14 protein-coding genes are annotated in these 15,150 nt (G+C 30.6%); 10 read left to right on the forward strand and 4 right to left on the reverse strand.

Translation table 11 applies throughout. The features are described from left to right. Nucleotides 1-373: 373 nt before the first annotated feature. Both ggt and BMZ09_RS14985 read right to left on the reverse strand, forming a co-directional pair. A complete protein-coding gene (gene ggt / locus BMZ09_RS14980; protein WP_090842111.1) occupies nt 374-2,053 on the reverse strand; it encodes a gamma-glutamyltransferase in 1,680 nt (559 codons plus the stop codon). Between the two features lies 1 nt (nt 2,054). Next, nucleotides 2,055-2,648: an acyl carrier protein phosphodiesterase gene (locus BMZ09_RS14985; protein WP_090842113.1), complete on the reverse strand. Its 594-nt coding sequence runs from the start codon at nt 2,646-2,648 to the stop codon at nt 2,055-2,057. A gap of 40 nt (nt 2,649-2,688) precedes the next feature. On the opposite strand from BMZ09_RS14985, the gene BMZ09_RS14990 reads away from it, so the two are divergent. Genes BMZ09_RS14990 through BMZ09_RS15000 form a run of 3 tightly spaced genes read left to right on the forward strand, consistent with a single transcriptional unit; the run spans nt 2,689 to nt 6,670 of the window. Further along, on the forward strand, nt 2,689-3,759 hold the full coding sequence (locus BMZ09_RS14990) for an acyltransferase family protein (RefSeq protein ID WP_177183550.1): 1,071 nt from the start codon (nt 2,689-2,691) through the stop codon (nt 3,757-3,759). After that, nucleotides 3,756-5,144 carry a phosphoglucosamine mutase gene (gene glmM, locus BMZ09_RS14995; protein WP_090842116.1) on the forward strand — a complete coding sequence of 463 codons (1,389 nt, stop codon included), beginning with the start codon at nt 3,756-3,758 and terminating at the stop codon, nt 5,142-5,144. The genes BMZ09_RS14990 and glmM overlap by 4 nt, the downstream gene beginning before the upstream one ends. A 26-nt stretch (nt 5,145-5,170) precedes the next feature. Beyond that, on the forward strand, nt 5,171-6,670 hold the full coding sequence (locus BMZ09_RS15000; protein WP_090842118.1) for an aminotransferase class V-fold PLP-dependent enzyme: 1,500 nt from the start codon (nt 5,171-5,173) through the stop codon (nt 6,668-6,670). An 89-nt stretch (nt 6,671-6,759) separates the two neighbouring features. Here BMZ09_RS15000 and BMZ09_RS15005 read toward each other — a convergent pair whose 3' ends face one another. Further along, nucleotides 6,760-7,650: a lysophospholipid acyltransferase family protein gene (locus tag BMZ09_RS15005; protein ID WP_090842120.1), complete on the reverse strand. Its 891-nt coding sequence runs from the start codon at nt 7,648-7,650 to the stop codon at nt 6,760-6,762. Between the two features lie 63 nt (nt 7,651-7,713). On the opposite strand from BMZ09_RS15005, the gene BMZ09_RS15010 reads away from it, so the two are divergent. Further along, nucleotides 7,714-8,349, forward strand: coding sequence for a rhomboid family intramembrane serine protease (locus BMZ09_RS15010; protein ID WP_090842122.1), 636 nt, complete (start codon nt 7,714-7,716; stop codon nt 8,347-8,349). Here the strand turns inward: BMZ09_RS15010 and BMZ09_RS15015 are convergent. Then, nucleotides 8,346-8,858: a peroxiredoxin family protein gene (locus tag BMZ09_RS15015; protein WP_090842124.1), complete on the reverse strand. Its 513-nt coding sequence runs from the start codon at nt 8,856-8,858 to the stop codon at nt 8,346-8,348. The genes BMZ09_RS15010 and BMZ09_RS15015 overlap by 4 nt on opposite strands. A 64-nt stretch (nt 8,859-8,922) precedes the next feature. On the opposite strand from BMZ09_RS15015, the gene mnmE reads away from it, so the two are divergent. The 6 genes from mnmE to BMZ09_RS15045 all read left to right on the forward strand — a co-directional run bounded on the left by mnmE (nt 8,923) and on the right by BMZ09_RS15045 (nt 14,855). Beyond that, entirely contained in the window at nt 8,923-10,314 is a 1,392-nt protein-coding gene (mnmE, locus tag BMZ09_RS15020) for a tRNA uridine-5-carboxymethylaminomethyl(34) synthesis GTPase MnmE (RefSeq protein WP_090842126.1), read from the forward strand. Between the two features lie 174 nt (nt 10,315-10,488). Further along, on the forward strand, nt 10,489-11,622 hold the full coding sequence (locus BMZ09_RS15025) for a site-specific integrase (RefSeq protein ID WP_090842128.1): 1,134 nt from the start codon (nt 10,489-10,491) through the stop codon (nt 11,620-11,622). Further along, nucleotides 11,619-13,241, forward strand: a complete 1,623-nt coding sequence (locus BMZ09_RS15030) for a hypothetical protein (RefSeq protein ID WP_090842130.1) — start codon at nt 11,619-11,621, stop codon at nt 13,239-13,241. The genes BMZ09_RS15025 and BMZ09_RS15030 overlap by 4 nt, the downstream gene beginning before the upstream one ends. A gap of 188 nt (nt 13,242-13,429) precedes the next feature. Further along, nucleotides 13,430-13,723 carry a helix-turn-helix transcriptional regulator gene (locus BMZ09_RS15035; protein ID WP_090842132.1) on the forward strand — a complete coding sequence of 98 codons (294 nt, stop codon included), beginning with the start codon at nt 13,430-13,432 and terminating at the stop codon, nt 13,721-13,723. Between the two features lies 1 nt (nt 13,724). Beyond that, nucleotides 13,725-14,159 carry a helix-turn-helix domain-containing protein gene (locus BMZ09_RS15040; protein WP_090842134.1) on the forward strand — a complete coding sequence of 145 codons (435 nt, stop codon included), beginning with the start codon at nt 13,725-13,727 and terminating at the stop codon, nt 14,157-14,159. 51 nt (nt 14,160-14,210) lie between these two features. Next, nucleotides 14,211-14,855: a P-loop NTPase family protein gene (locus BMZ09_RS15045; protein WP_177183551.1), complete on the forward strand. Its 645-nt coding sequence runs from the start codon at nt 14,211-14,213 to the stop codon at nt 14,853-14,855. Nucleotides 14,856-15,150 lie beyond the last annotated feature (295 nt).

Genomic DNA, 15,150 nt, shown 5'->3' on the forward strand with positions numbered 1-15,150 from the left:
AAAAGGATTGGTTGTTTCAACACAAATATAAATGTTCTTTGTCTTTTGTTAATCTAAAAATTTAAAAAATGAAGTAAAAATACTACGCTTTTAATTGGTTAGTGTTATTTGTTAAATACTTTACTACTCTAAAAATGTAGGCGTTATATAAAAACCTATAAGTAATGAAGATGCTATTAATTGGGTTTTGCAGATTCTATTAGAAATATCAATTAATGAATATGGAGTAACCTTTTACAAGTAGCAACATGTTTTTTATTAAAAACTTAAATAGGCGATACGTGGTTGCATTGCGACAAAAAAGAATTATTTTTTAGTTTAATTTACTTGGTTTTTGCTTTGTTTTATTCTTATTGAAATAAAATTACACACTCTAAAAACCAATAGCTTTATCATCACCACGTCGATCGGCACCACCTTCTAATGTTCCATTTTCTAAAACTAATATCCCATCAACTTTACCAATAACATCAGCATTTTCTTGATTTATAGAATAGCCTTTTGCTTGTAATTGTGTTATTAATTCTTCAGAAAATGAGTCAGGCTCCATTCTGATAGTATCTGGTAACCATTGATGATGGAACCTTGGAGCATTGACGGCTTCTTGCATAGACATTTCAAATTCGTGTACATTTAAAATAGTCTGCATCACGGACGTAATAATAGTAGAGCCTCCAGGCGTACCTAACGTCATATACAATTTACCGTTTTTTTCTACAATAGTAGGCGTCATAGAACTTAACATACGTTTTTCTGGGACAATGGCATTTGCTTCTGCACCAATTAGACCATAGACATTTGGTATGCCAGGTTTACTTGAAAAATCATCCATTTCGTTATTAAAAAAGAATCCTAGTGCTTCGCTATATAATTTTGAACCATATCCTGAATTTAATGTTGTGGTTACCGCAATGGCATTTCCATATTGATCCACAATGGAGTAGTGGGTTGTTTCGTCACTTTCAATAATTTGTACTTTACCGTGTGACACTTCTGATGATGGTGTTGCTTTGTCAAAACTAAAATCAGCCATTCTATCATTTAGATAAGTAGCACTAATTAAATGGTTTTGCGGAATGGTTACAAAGTCTGGGTCGCCTAAGTAAAAACTGCGGTCAGCATAGGCACGACGCTCAGCTTCCGTAATAACTTGTATTGTTTTAAGACTGTTATGACCAAATTCATCTAAATTATAATCTTCTATTTGTAATAATATTTGTGCTAAACATATTCCGCCACTAGAAGGTGGTGACATGGATATGATGTTTAAATTATCATATTCAAAAGTTACGGGTGTTCTCCAAACTGCTTCATAATTTCCTAAATCTTCGGTAGTAATAATTCCACCATTGTCTTGTATAAATGCTGATAGCTTTTTTGCGGTTTCACCTTTATAAAATTCATCACGACCATTAGTCATTATGGCTTTTAACGTATTTGCTAAATTAGGTTGTTTAATAGTGTCATTAGCTTTCCAATGGTTACTAAATAAGATTGGTGTTTTATTTACAGTGTTAAAATCGTCACGCTTATCATCTAATACGGCTTTGTCTTTTTTTGTAACCACAAATCCACGATTTGCTAAATCTATAACCGGTTGCATAATTGTTTCAATAGGCAGTGTTCCAAACTTTTCATGCACTGCAAATAATCCTGCAATCGTGCCAGGAATACCAACAGCTAAAGCTCCTTTTGTGCTTAAGTTAGGGATCACATTACCCAAACTGTCTAAATACATGTCTTTGGTAGCTAGTTTAGATGCTTTTTCGCGATAATCTAAAGCGCCAAAGCTACCGTCTTCTAAACGGTACACCATAAAACCACCGCCGCCAATATTACCGGCATACGGATAACATACTGCTAAAGCTAAGTCTGTTGCTATCATGGCATCAAAAGCGGTCCCGCCTTGCTCTAAAATGGCACTTCCAATTTTAGAAGCTTCTTCTCTAGCAGAAACGACCATAGCTTTTTTTGCTATTAAACCACGTTTTTGTTCTGTTTTACAACTGTAAAAAGCAACAGAGAGACAAATAACTAATACAAGTTTTTTCATTTTATTGAGATTGTAAAGAGTCTAAGGTTTGGTTTGAAAAGGCTATTAAATCATCAAAAAAACTAGTGAATTCCGCTTCGAATTCTTTATAAAATTCTTCTAGCTCATTAACAGCTAAATTCATTTTAGATCTATTTTTAGTGCGCTTATTCATACCTTCTAATACTTTAGATATGCCTTCTATAGAGGCATAACTTAATAGCCAATTATCAGCTAGCATGTGAGGCATCATTTTTTGAATACGTTGTGGTAGTATTTCAAAATTATCTTCTAGTGTTTCATAAAAAGCATCAATATATTCTTCTAAAGGAACATCAGAATATTTGGACCAATTTTTTGCTAAATAATGATCATATAAAATGTCCACTATAATTCCAGAATAGTGTCCATAGTTTTCATGCAGACGTTTAGTGCTTTTTCTTACAGTTGGATGGGCATCCGTAAAGGTGTCAATCTGTAAATGTAATCTTATACCTGTTTGGATTTGGTCTTCAAAATGATCGTATTTATTACCTCTAATACCATCGGCAATAAAATTACCAATAGTTATTTTTTTGTTATTTCCGGAAAGATATATGTGCGCAAGAAAATTCATCTTATAAATATATGTATTTTTAGCCTGTAAATTATATAATTTGAATCGATTACCTAATTTAGATGTGTTACGTTTTGTACTTGCTAGTTTTGTGGTGTTTTTTCACTTACCACAATTGTGTCGCAATCAAGGACTTCCGTATTTTTTAGATGCTCCCATATTTAATCGTGGGACAGAAGCGGTATACATGTTTTTTGTTTTGAGTGGTTTTTTGATTATTAAATTAATTTATAATGAGAAGCAAAAAGGAACGTTTTCTATTAAGAAATTTTATGTCAGACGTATTTTAAGAATTTTTCCACTGTATTATTTAATCGTAATTTTTGGCTTTTTGTATTATTGGGTAATTCTTCCAAACTTAGGGATTCCTTTTCAAAACAATTACGCCTTAAGGGATGGCATTTTATTGAGTGTTTTTTTCTTACCAAATATATTTAAGGATTTATTTATGCCAGGCGGTGTTTTAGAAATATTATGGTCTATTGGTATTGAGGAACAGTTTTATTTAGTGATTGCACCATTATTATTTGTGATTAATAAAAATAAGATTTTATTGGTTTTAAGTGTGTTAACAGGTGGCTACTTTATCTTTTATCATTTGGAAGCCTTTTCTTTTTTAAGTGAATTTACTATGGTGTTTTTCTATATGTTTTTAGGAGGAATTGTAGCCATATTGGAAGAGAAAAAGCAATTAAAATTTTTAAAAAAATCAAAATTAATACCATTATCTATTTGTGTTTTAACGCTATTGTATTTTACAACAAACCTATTGTTTTTTAAACAAGAGTGGTTATTTAACCTTTTTACTATGGTGTTGTTTGGCTTATTTATACATAGTATTTGTCATAATAATTTTGGTGTTGAAATTAGAAGTAAAACCCTTAATTATTTAGGACAGATATCTTACGGATTATATATGTTTCATGTTATCGCTTTAAACGCTGTAGTTTTCTTATTTTTGAAATTGCAAAAACACGCTTTATTTAATGATGGCTTTGCTATAGTCCTTATTTATATATTAACTTTTGCATTAACCATAACAATAGCGCATTTTTCGTTTAAATATTACGAAAGCTATTTTTTAAAACTTAAAAACAAATTTAGAGAATGACACTTATAAAATCTATATCAGGAATTAGAGGAACTATTGGAGGGGCAGTTGGAGAAAACTTAACACCAATTGATGCTGTAAAATTTGCAGCAGCTTATGGAACTTGGTTAAAACAACAACGTAGTAAAACAGACTATAAAGTAGTTGTTGGTCGTGATGCACGTTTGTCTGGAGATATGATCCAAAATTTAGTAATGAATACTTTAGTTGGTCTAGGAATACATGTTGTAGACTTAGATTTATCTACAACACCAACGGTAGAAATTGCTGTGCCAATGGAACATGCAGATGGAGGAATTATATTAACAGCAAGTCATAATCCAAAACAATGGAACGCTTTAAAGTTGCTTAACGCGAAAGGAGAGTTTTTAGATGGAGCAGAAGGACAAAAGATTTTGGAAATTGCAGAATCTGATGCTATGACATTTGCTGAAGTTGATGACTTAGGTGAAATTACTAAAAATGATGCTTATATTGATATTCATATTGATGAAGTATTGGATTTAGAATATGTTAATCAAAAAGCCATTGAAGACGCTAATTTTAAAGTTGTTGTGGATGGGGTAAATAGCACTGGAGGTATTGCTATCCCTTTATTATTAGAACGTTTAGGAGTAGAAGCTGTAAAATTATATTGTGACCCAACAGGTCATTTTCCACATAATCCAGAGCCATTAAAAGAACATTTAGGTGATTTATCTGCTGAGGTTAAAAAGCATAATGCCGATTTTGGTATAGTTGTAGACCCTGACGTTGATAGATTAGCTTTTATGGACGAAAATGGAGAGATGTTTGGAGAGGAATACACTTTAGTTGCATGTGCTGATTGGGTATTAAGTCAAAACCCAGGGAATACGGTTAGTAACATGAGCTCAACAAGAGCACTTCGTGATGTTACTGAAAAGCATGGTGGTACATACGAAGCTTCAGCAGTGGGAGAGGTTAATGTTGTAACTTTAATGAAAAAGAACAATGCTGTCATTGGTGGTGAAGGTAACGGAGGTATTATTTATCCAGAGTCTCACTACGGGCGTGATGCTTTAGTAGGTGTTGCTTTGTTTTTAAGTTTGTTAGCTGAAAGAAAGCTAAGCGTTAGCGAATTACGCAAAACGTATACAAGTTATTTTATGAGTAAAAAGAAAATACAATTAACACCTACGTTAGATGTTGATGCTATTTTAAAGGCAATGGAAGAAAAATATAGCAAAGAAAATTTAACAACTATTGATGGTGTTAAAATAGATTTTGCTGAAAGTTGGGCACATTTACGTAAGAGTAATACAGAGCCAATTATTAGAATTTATACGGAAGCTAAAAGTCAAACAGAAGCAGATAATTTAGCTGATAAAATTATTGCGGAGATTAAGCAGATTGCAAACATCTAAGGATATTAACCTTTAAGTTATAAGTTATGTACGTTACAAAAGCACAAAGAACTGAAAAGTCTGAATTAGAAGCTTATTTTTCTAAATTCAGAAAACATATTGTTGGTATAGATCAAGAATTTGAATCGCCTTACGGAACTCAAAAAATGATATATACAGATTGGACGGCTTCAGGACGATTGTACAGACCTATAGAAGATAAATTACTAAACCAATTTGGACCATTTGTAGCAAATACACATACCGAAACAACGGTATCTGGAACTGCTATGACAAATGCCTATCACAAGGCTAGGCAAATTATTAAAGGACATGTTAATACCAATGCGGACGATGTTTTGATTGTTGCGGGTAACGGTATGACAAGTGTCGTCAATAAGTTTCAGCGTATTTTAGGTTTAAAAATACCTGAAAACTTAAAAAAATTTACAACAATTCCTGATGAAATAAGACCTGTCGTTTTTGTAACACATATGGAGCATCATTCTAACCATACGTCTTGGCTAGAAACTATGGCTAAAGTAGAGGTTATTCCTGCTGGCGATGATGGCTCATTTAGTTTAGAAAATTTAGAAATTCTTTTAGAAAAATATAAAGATTGCACTTTAAAAATAGCTTCTGTAATAGGCGGAAGCAACGTTACAGGTATCGAAACACCATACCATCAAATTGCTAAATTAATGCATAAAAATGGAGGTGTGTGCTTTGTTGACTTTGCTTGCTCTGCACCTTATGTAGATATTAATATGCATCCAGAAGATGAAGACGAAGCGTTAGATGCTATTTTCTTTTCTCCACATAAATTTTTAGGAGGTCCTGGTACTTCAGGTGTATTGGTGTTTAATAAAAAACTGTACAAAAATATGGTTCCCGATTGTCCGGGAGGTGGTACAGTTAGTTGGACAAATCCTTGGGGAGAACATAAGTATATTGATAATATTGAAGATAGAGAGGATGGTGGTACGCCAGGCTTTTTGCAAACCATTAAAACTGCTTTAGCTATAAAGTTAAAGGATCAAATGGGAGTTAAAAATATGTTGGATCGAGAGCATGAATTACTACACCAAATATTTAGTAATTTAGACCATGTTGACAATATTAATATATTGGCAGGAGATCAAAAAAAACGTTTAGGAGTGATTTCTTTTTATATAGATAACTTACATTTTAATTTAGGTGTAAAATTACTAAATGATAAATTTGGAATTCAGACTCGTGGAGGTTGTAGTTGTGCTGGTACTTATGGGCATTATTTATTACATGTAGATCAAGAACAGTCTACTAGTTTAGTCAATCAGATTTCTTTAGGAGATTTAATACGTAAACCAGGTTGGATCCGTATGTCTATACATCCTACAACAACATGTAACGAAGTAGATTATGTTTGCGAAAGCTTAATTGCTTTGGCAGAAAACCATGTAGAATGGGCTAAAGATTATGAATATAATAAAGCAAATAATGAGTTTATACATAAAACATTTGTACCAAAAAACGATGTAAGAGTTAGTGATTGGTTTGAAATGTAATACCTGTTTTTGATAGAGAAAGTAGTAGGAGTTATTATAAAAAAAGACCTCAGAATTTTAAATAATTTTGAGGTCTTTTTTTTAGAATACTATTTATAATCTTCAGGAGATTTATCACGATGTTTCCAGCGTTTGTGTGTCCATAAGTAATACTGCGGAGCTTCATGGATTTGGTTTTCTACTAATTTAAAAAAAGCATCCGTTATCTCGTAATCTTTAAAACTATTAGGTTCTTCCGCTAATGTTGTAAACGTCGTTTGGTAATAGCCTCTTTTAACGCGTTTAACAGCAAAATAGACCACAGCCATATCTAATTGTTTAGCTAGCATTTCAGCTCCTGTATACACAGGGACATTAATACCCATAAAATCTAACCAATGATGCGCTTTATGTGGTTTAGGGCTCTGGTCAGACACAAAACCGTTTATAGTTAATTCGTTATTGCTTTTAGCTTTTTGTAGTGTAGCAGCGGTTTCCTTAGTAGTTATAAGGTAAGAGTTGTATTTAGCCCTAATGCGTTTGACTAATTTGTCAAAATGTTTGTTTGCTAATTTCTTGTAAACTGCATATCCTTTACTACTAACATGATTTTGTAAGATAAAAATCCATTCCCAACTACCATAGTGCGCACACATTAAAACAATACTTTTATTATTGTTTTCGTGCTTATGTATTTCTTCAATGTTTGGAAACGTCATACGTTTCATCATTTGTTTTTCAGAAATAGTTAGAGATTTTATAGCCTCTACAATCATATCACAAAAATGATGATAGAATTTTTTTCTAATATCATTAATTTCAGCTTCAGCTTTATCAGGAAAAACAAGATGAAGATTTTCTTTTACTGTTTTCTTTCTGTACCCAATAATATAGTAGATTAAAAAATATAATCCATCAGAAAAAGCATATAATAGCCTGAATGGAAGAATGGAAATTAACCATAAAAAAGGATAAATTAAAATGTAGGCTAATAATTGCATGAATACTTATTAATTTTGCTAGAACAAATATATGTTATATTTGATTTAAACTTAAACTAGATAATGGGTAATTTCAATTTAATAACTATTATAATTATTGCAGCAAATGTTATCATTTCCTATAAAGGATTTGAAGATCGTGCTTTTTTTGAAAAGTATAAATTTAATGTTGGTGCTATAAAAAGAGGAGAGCAATTTAGAATATTTAGCTCTGGTTTTTTGCATGTTAATCCGCAGCATTTACTTTTTAACATGATTACACTTTTCTTTTTTGCATGGCTTGTTATAGCAAGAGTCGGGCAAACCAAGTTTGTAATTATTTATTTAATAAGTTTAGTAGCTGGAAGTTTGTTGTCCTTAGTGTTTAATAAAAACAACTACCATTATAGTGCAGTTGGCGCCAGTGGTGCGGTAATGGGAATTATTTATTCCGCTATTTTATTTGATCCTTGGATGCAAATTAACTTTATAATTCCGGGTTGGGTCTTTGGTATTGGTTACTTGTTATATTCAATTTATGGAATGAAAAAGCAAATAGGTAATATTGGTCACGATGCACACTTTGGAGGTGCTGTTGGAGGTTATGTTACTACTTTGATTATTGCGCCTAGGTTATTACAAACAGATTTAACAATGGTGTTAGTGTTAGCTATTCCAATAGTTGTTTTATTCGTAATGCAAAAATTAGGTAAAATCTAGTTTCCTAAAATTTCGGCAACCTTATCTTCAAGTGCTTTACCACGTAAGTTTTTAGCAATTATTTTACCGTCACCATCTAAAATATAGGTTGCAGGTATCGAGCGCACACCATAAATTTGTGCAATTGGTTCTTGCCAACCTTCAAGGTTTGATAAGTGTTTCCAAGCTAGTTTGTCTTTAGCAATAGCATCTATCCAACGTTGCTTTTGGCCTTGCTTATCTAAAGATACTCCAACAATTTCTAATCCTTTACTATGGTATTTATTATACATTTTTACCACGTTTGGATTTTCTCTTCTACACGGTCCACACCAGCTAGCCCAAAAATCTAGAATGATTAGATCTGCTTTAATATCTCCTAAGGACAAATCTTTTCCTTCAGGTGTTTTAGCTGTAAATGTAGGGGCGTAGTCACCAATATTAGTTCCAAAAACAAGAGGCTTTTGTGGTTCTTGTTTACAAGAAAAACTTAATGTTGCGACTAGAAAAAGTAAGATATATGGTTTCATGGTAATATTATTTCTCACAAATATAAAATATAAAAATTGAATTTTTTATGTCTATTTTTGCAATATGATTTATAACGACACAATTGTAGCATTAGCAACTGCTTCAGGAGCAGGAGCAGTAGCTATTATAAGATTATCAGGTAAGGATGCCATCGCAATTGCGGACCGCTGTTTTGAGTCTGTTAAGAAGCAAAAAACACTTTTAAACCAGAAAACACATACCATACATTTAGGTCATATTGTGGATGATAAGCGTACTATTGACCAAGTATTAGTTTCTGTATTTAAAAACCCTAACTCTTATACTGGAGAGGATGTTGTAGAGGTGTCTTGTCATGGATCTATTTATATACAGCAAGAAATTATACAATTGTTTTTAAGAAGTGGTTGTAGAATGGCTAATGCAGGTGAGTTTACATTGCGTTCGTTTTTAAATGGTAAATTAGATTTAAGTCAAGCTGAAGCTGTCGCAGATTTAATTTCGAGTGATAATGAAGCATCACATCAAATTGCAATGCAACAAATGCGTGGTGGTTTTTCTAGCGAAATAGCTAAACTTAGAGAAGAGCTAATGAATTTCGCGTCTTTAATCGAGTTGGAGTTAGATTTTGCAGAAGAGGATGTAGAGTTTGCAGATCGCTCTCAATTTCAAGCTTTAGTCGAAAAAATAACCTTTGTATTAAAACGCTTAATAGATAGTTTTGCAGTAGGTAATGTTATAAAAAACGGAATACCTGTCGCTATTGTTGGAGAACCAAATGTTGGAAAGTCTACACTTTTAAATGCCCTTTTAAATGAAGAAAGAGCAATTGTAAGTGATATTGCAGGTACGACTAGAGATACTATTGAAGACGAGTTAGTGATAGAAGGTATAGGGTTTAGATTTATTGACACTGCTGGAATTAGAGAAACTAAAGACGTTGTAGAAAGTATCGGTATCAAGAAAACTTTCGAAAAAATGGAGCAAGCTCAAGTTGTTGTGCTTCTTTTTTCTGCTGAAGAATTTAAAACAGAAAGCAAACGATTAAAAATAGAAATTGAAAAAATTAAAAATAGGTTTCCATTAAAACCGCTTTTAATTATTGCTAATAAAATAGATACTCTAAATGTAGAAGAGTTAGATAGGTTGAATCTTGAGTTTGAAGGTGTTCATTTATTATCAGCTAAATCAGGACTTGGAGTAGAGGAGTTAAAAGACAAGTTGATCGGTTTTGTAAATACAGGAGCACTTCGTAATAACGAAACAATTGTGACTAATACAAGACATTATGATTCGTTATTAAAAGCTTTTGAAGAAATTCAGAAAGTAAAATATGGTTTAGAATCTGGTTTGTCAGGAGATTTGTTAGCAATTGATATTAGACAAGCATTATACCATTTTGGAGAAATTACAGGCGAAATTACTAGTGATGATTTACTAGGTAATATTTTTGCTAATTTCTGTATTGGGAAGTAAGCGTGTTTTCTTTTAGTATTGTTTTTATTTCTTTTACTTGATAGTCAATCTATTAGTTGTTATTTATTTGTTTTTTGTTTTCTTTTATCTCTCTTGTTTTTGTACTTTTATTGTCTCTAAAGTACACCTTTGTTTATTTAACTCATAAAAGATGTACTAAAATACATCTTTAATATGAAAATAAGTTTGAAACAAAAAAAACTAAAAAGTGGAAAGTTTAGTTTGTATCTAGAATTTTACAATGGTTCTATTATTGACTCTAATGGAGTAAAAAAACACAATAGAAGTTTTGAATATTTGAAGCTTTATATTTCTCAAGACCCTAAAACTTCTCAAGAAAAAAGACAGGACAAGGAAACATTGCAGTTAGCAAACCAAATACTGTTATTACGCCAAGCTGATTTTATTCAGGGAAAATATAATATAAAGAATACCAAGAAAAGTAAAATGCGCTTTCTTGATTATTATACTAACATTAAAGAAGAGCGCTACGAGAGTAAATCTAACTATGATAATTGGAGTGCTGCTCAAAAGCACTTAGAAGGATATTGCTCTGCATCTGTTACTTTTGATGATGTTGATATTCCTTTTGTTAAGGGATTCAAAAAGTACTTAGATGTTTCTGCTAAAACTAAAAGTGGAATTGCCTTATCTCAAAACTCAAAATATTCTTATTTTAATAAATTTAAAGCAGCATTGCGTAGTGCAATGGATAATGGATACTTAAAAGAAAACGTGCTTAAATCAGTAAAAGGATTTGAGCAGGGAGAGTCGCAAAGAGAGTATTTAACGCATTTAGAACTTCAAGCTTTGTCAACATCTCATTGTAAATACATCATGCTTAAAAAAGCATTTATATTTAGTTGTTTAACAGGTTTACGGTGGAGTGATATAAATAAAATGATTTGGTCAGAAGTTAGAGAGGAAGAAAATGGTTCAAGGATTATTTTCAGACAGAAAAAAACGGATGGACTAGAGTACTTATATATTTCTAAACAAGCTCGTGATTTGCTTGGAGAACGTCAAATGGAAAGTGATCGAGTATTTGTCGGTTTAAAATATGGAGCACATTTTAATGCTGAAATTTTACGTTGGTGCATGCGTGCAGGAATTACTAAACATATTACTTTTCACAGCGCAAGGCATACCAATGCGGTGTTATTACTTGAAAACGGAGCAGATATTTACACGGTTTCTAAGCGTTTAGGACATAAAGAATTACGAACCACTGAAATCTACGCAAAGATTATTGATTCTAGAATGAAAGAGGCGTCAGAGATTATTCCAGAATTAAAAATTGAGTTATGAGCACATTTATAAAAGCATTTTTTGAAATAGATTATAATACTGATAGGTTAATCTACTTATTTAATTCTGGTAAATTTGAGTTTGCAGATTATGACGAGTTGTCTTTGATGATCAGTCATTTAAACGAGTATCAGTTTTTGTATTTATTAGATAATATAGATTTGAGTATAGCCTATTCTAAAAAACACATAGGGCTATTCCTTTCATTTGTTTATGAAGAGAAAAGACCAGAAGAATATCATCCAATTGATTATAACGATTATATTTCAGGTATTAATAATTCCAATTCACAGTTGAAGACAAAAATGTTCTTAACTGACGTGAGTTTTAAATATAGACAAACGGAATTACCAAAATTTACATCTGTAAAAGTTGAGCAAGGAATTATTGAGATTTTGGAATTTAAATCAATGCGAATTAAAAAAAACATGCTTTTAGTGAAATCAATTCGTGAAAAGTTAAATAAGCTAAAATTAGATGAGTATGCTTCAGAGTCTACTTATTTAGAGCATAGTTTTATTTATAAAGGTGAATTGGGGATTGAAAGCGGAAAGTATGGCCATTTTGAATATAAAGATATAAGTTCAAATTATAATAAAATAGATGTTATTAGAAATGGATTTTATTTCAATTTTGATTTCATGTACTATTCTGTTTCTAATACCAAGTCCCAACAATTGCTAAAAAGTCTATCCAATAAATTAAGAGCCTTTAATATTAATTATTTAAAGACTGAATTAGATTATAGATTTCAAATAGTATTCCCTCTGGTCTATTCATTAGATGAATGGAAGAAGTTATTGAATAAAAAAATGTCAGAATGTAAAAGCGATTGTGAATTTCATAATCAGAAACTGTTTTTTAAAAACTGTTTAAAAGAGCTCGCGACTATATTAGATTCCGAATATTTAACACATAGTTATATAGAGAACTCTAAAGAAAATGAAATTAAGAATAAATTAGAATATGATGAAGTAATTGATGATTATGTAAATGTTGATAATTTTTGGGATTTAAAGAAAAAATCAGAAGGGATATTAATTTCATCTGGAGTATCCCATATAAATAAAATGATAGAATGGATAGATGAATCCTTTTTATCCATAGGAAATATTAAAATTAATAAGAGGTTTAAATTTAATGATAATATTGAAAACTCAAATAAGTTAGTTTTATCTAATAATTTTAATCAAAATAGTCTTTTAAAAATTCTAGTTCATTATTTTGAATCTTATGATTTAGAATACGATAAAGAATCTTTAGAAAGTCTTGTCTATCATTTTACTACGATTGAGGTTACGGATAAAAAACAAGGTTATAATTCAAAATTGATAAAGTTTACTAGGTTAAAGTATGTTGATTTTATTCCTGATGATCATACTCAAAATATCATCAAAATATTTTTAAAATTGCTTCATAAAGGAATTATAAAGACTAGAATCTACAAAACTTTTGATATAATTGAATTAATGTTTTCTAAAAATAACCAAGTTTTAGGTTTCTCTGCAGGTAACGTAAAAAAGTATTGGTACAATAAAAGACTAATCGAAGAGAATTTTAAAATTTATAATCATGTGTTTTGGGATGTTTTTATCGCTCAATTACCTAAAAAACAGTAATTAAAAATAAATATTCAAAATAAATTAAAAAATAAAACACTGTAAATCAAAACATTGCTTTTTTTTGTGTTTACCTATTATTTTTAGGTAAATGACTTATACTTTCCTTTATTCTACTTTTGAAAAGAATTCAATAACTAAAAACAATTAGCGCTAATTGTTCATTAATTAATCTTAAACATAAGATAATGAACAATATTAAATTAGAAGAACGACTAGATAGAATAGAACGTCTATTAGTTGGAAATAAAACAGTACTTACATTTGATGAAGCTTGTGATTATACAGGTATTTCCAGAAGTTACTTGTACAAGTTAACTTCGTCAGGCGGCATAGATGGTGTTTCCAAACCAAATGGGAAACTTATTTTTTTCGATAAATCTTTATTGGATAATTGGTTATTAAAGAGAATTAAAAAATCTACTAAGGAAATAGAAGAGCTTGCACTTGATTATTCTTTAAAAAGTAAAAGGAAATCGTAATATGGAAAAACAAGAACCATCTTACTATTCTATTTTACCATCAAAGGTTAGGTATGATAAACGACTGACTCCAAATGCAAAAATTCTGTATGCAGAAATTGCATCATTAACTAATAAATTAGGTTTTTGCTACGCGAACAATAAGTATTTTGTAAAGTGTTATAAAGTCTCAATTCAGTCTATAAATTTTTGGCTTAAAAACTTAGAAGAGTATGAATACATATGTAGGCATACTTACAGGGATAAGGGTACTAAAGAAATCTTGAATAGGTATATAACAATATATGAGAAGCCTATTGAAGTGAACTTTAATAGACCTATAAAAGATTTCTTTAAGGATAATACTAAAACTTCAAGTATTAAATCAAATACTAAATTTAAAGACAAAAACAAGTCAGCTAAAATGAATGGTAATAGAGGTGTGATTTTAAAATAACAAAAGGAAAGAAATATGGAATCAATTTTTAATATAATTAATTTTTCAACTATGAATTTTAAAGAAAGTAAAAAAGTTGCGATAAAAAAGAAAACACTTATTAGTACTGACGAACTGAAGCAACTTTTTAATTATGAAGCTAAAAAACATTACGCTAGTAAGAAAAGAATATTCACAGTGGATAAATACAACAAGAATTTCCTAAACCTACTTTGTAAATATTTCGCTCATGACGAATCTTTTGAAACGATTCATAAAGGGGAGTTGAATAAAGGTTTGTATGTTATGGGAAGTCATGGTACGGGTAAGACCACTAGTTTTCAGATAATACAATCCATTTCTCAAAAATATCATTTAAAACAACTTTGGTTTCCAATTGTTTCATCATCAGATATTGTTCAAAAATATAATTTGAATAATAAGAAAGATTATGTAGTTCAAAACTATTCAAAAGGTGTTTTTTTATTTGATGATTTAGGAGCGGAAAAAGAAGCTAGCAATTATGGTAAAGAAGATATCTTTATTCGGATAATGTTAAACAGGTATAATGAGTATTTATTAAAAGGCGTTAAAACTCATGTAACTTCAAATTTATCATTGGTAGACATAAAAAATAGATACGGATCAAGAGTAGAAGATCGATTTGTTGAAATGTTTAATTTTTTGGAGATAGAAGGAACTGGTAAGAGAGAATAATTTTTTTCCTTTTGTAATATTGAGTTTAAGTCAATGATATAAATAGGTGTTAAACTTATTTTGTGTTTTAAACAGCAAGGTATGCTTTGAGTACCCTCAAAACTCAAAAACGCGTTTTTGTCCTTGCTAAAATAAGTTTTAGGGTTACGCTCCAAAGTCGCTAATTAGTTCTGTTTTTTTTTTTTTTGAAATAAGAGTAAATTTTAATGCGTTTTTTTATTTAATCTTAGAGAGCTTTTAGTGTTATGTAATGATTGTTTATATTAATTCATATAATAGCATATAGTTCCAAAAT

Origin of the sequence: Olleya namhaensis (assembly GCF_900114005.1) — a bacterium.
GTDB lineage: Bacteria > Bacteroidota > Bacteroidia > Flavobacteriales > Flavobacteriaceae > Olleya > Olleya namhaensis.

What these genes read in the sequence shown, in the direction of transcription:
- BMZ09_RS15005 (WP_090842120.1), bottom strand. Translation starts at nt 7,650, where the DNA reads ATGCAATTATTAGCCTACATTTTAATTTATCCTTTTTTATGGTTAATT.
- BMZ09_RS15030 (WP_090842130.1), top strand. Translation starts at nt 11,619, where the DNA reads ATGAGCACATTTATAAAAGCATTTTTTGAAATAGATTATAATACTGAT.
- BMZ09_RS15025 (WP_090842128.1), top strand. Translation starts at nt 10,489, where the DNA reads ATGAAAATAAGTTTGAAACAAAAAAAACTAAAAAGTGGAAAGTTTAGT.
- BMZ09_RS15045 (WP_177183551.1), top strand. Translation starts at nt 14,211, where the DNA reads ATGAATTTTAAAGAAAGTAAAAAAGTTGCGATAAAAAAGAAAACACTT.
- BMZ09_RS15035 (WP_090842132.1), top strand. Translation starts at nt 13,430, where the DNA reads ATGAACAATATTAAATTAGAAGAACGACTAGATAGAATAGAACGTCTA.
- BMZ09_RS14985 (WP_090842113.1), bottom strand. Translation starts at nt 2,648, where the DNA reads ATGAATTTTCTTGCGCACATATATCTTTCCGGAAATAACAAAAAAATA.
- glmM (WP_090842116.1), top strand. Translation starts at nt 3,756, where the DNA reads ATGACACTTATAAAATCTATATCAGGAATTAGAGGAACTATTGGAGGG.
- BMZ09_RS15010 (WP_090842122.1), top strand. Translation starts at nt 7,714, where the DNA reads ATGGGTAATTTCAATTTAATAACTATTATAATTATTGCAGCAAATGTT.
- BMZ09_RS15040 (WP_090842134.1), top strand. Translation starts at nt 13,725, where the DNA reads ATGGAAAAACAAGAACCATCTTACTATTCTATTTTACCATCAAAGGTT.
- BMZ09_RS15000 (WP_090842118.1), top strand. Translation starts at nt 5,171, where the DNA reads ATGTACGTTACAAAAGCACAAAGAACTGAAAAGTCTGAATTAGAAGCT.
- mnmE (WP_090842126.1), top strand. Translation starts at nt 8,923, where the DNA reads ATGATTTATAACGACACAATTGTAGCATTAGCAACTGCTTCAGGAGCA.
- ggt (WP_090842111.1), bottom strand. Translation starts at nt 2,053, where the DNA reads ATGAAAAAACTTGTATTAGTTATTTGTCTCTCTGTTGCTTTTTACAGT.
- BMZ09_RS15015 (WP_090842124.1), bottom strand. Translation starts at nt 8,858, where the DNA reads ATGAAACCATATATCTTACTTTTTCTAGTCGCAACATTAAGTTTTTCT.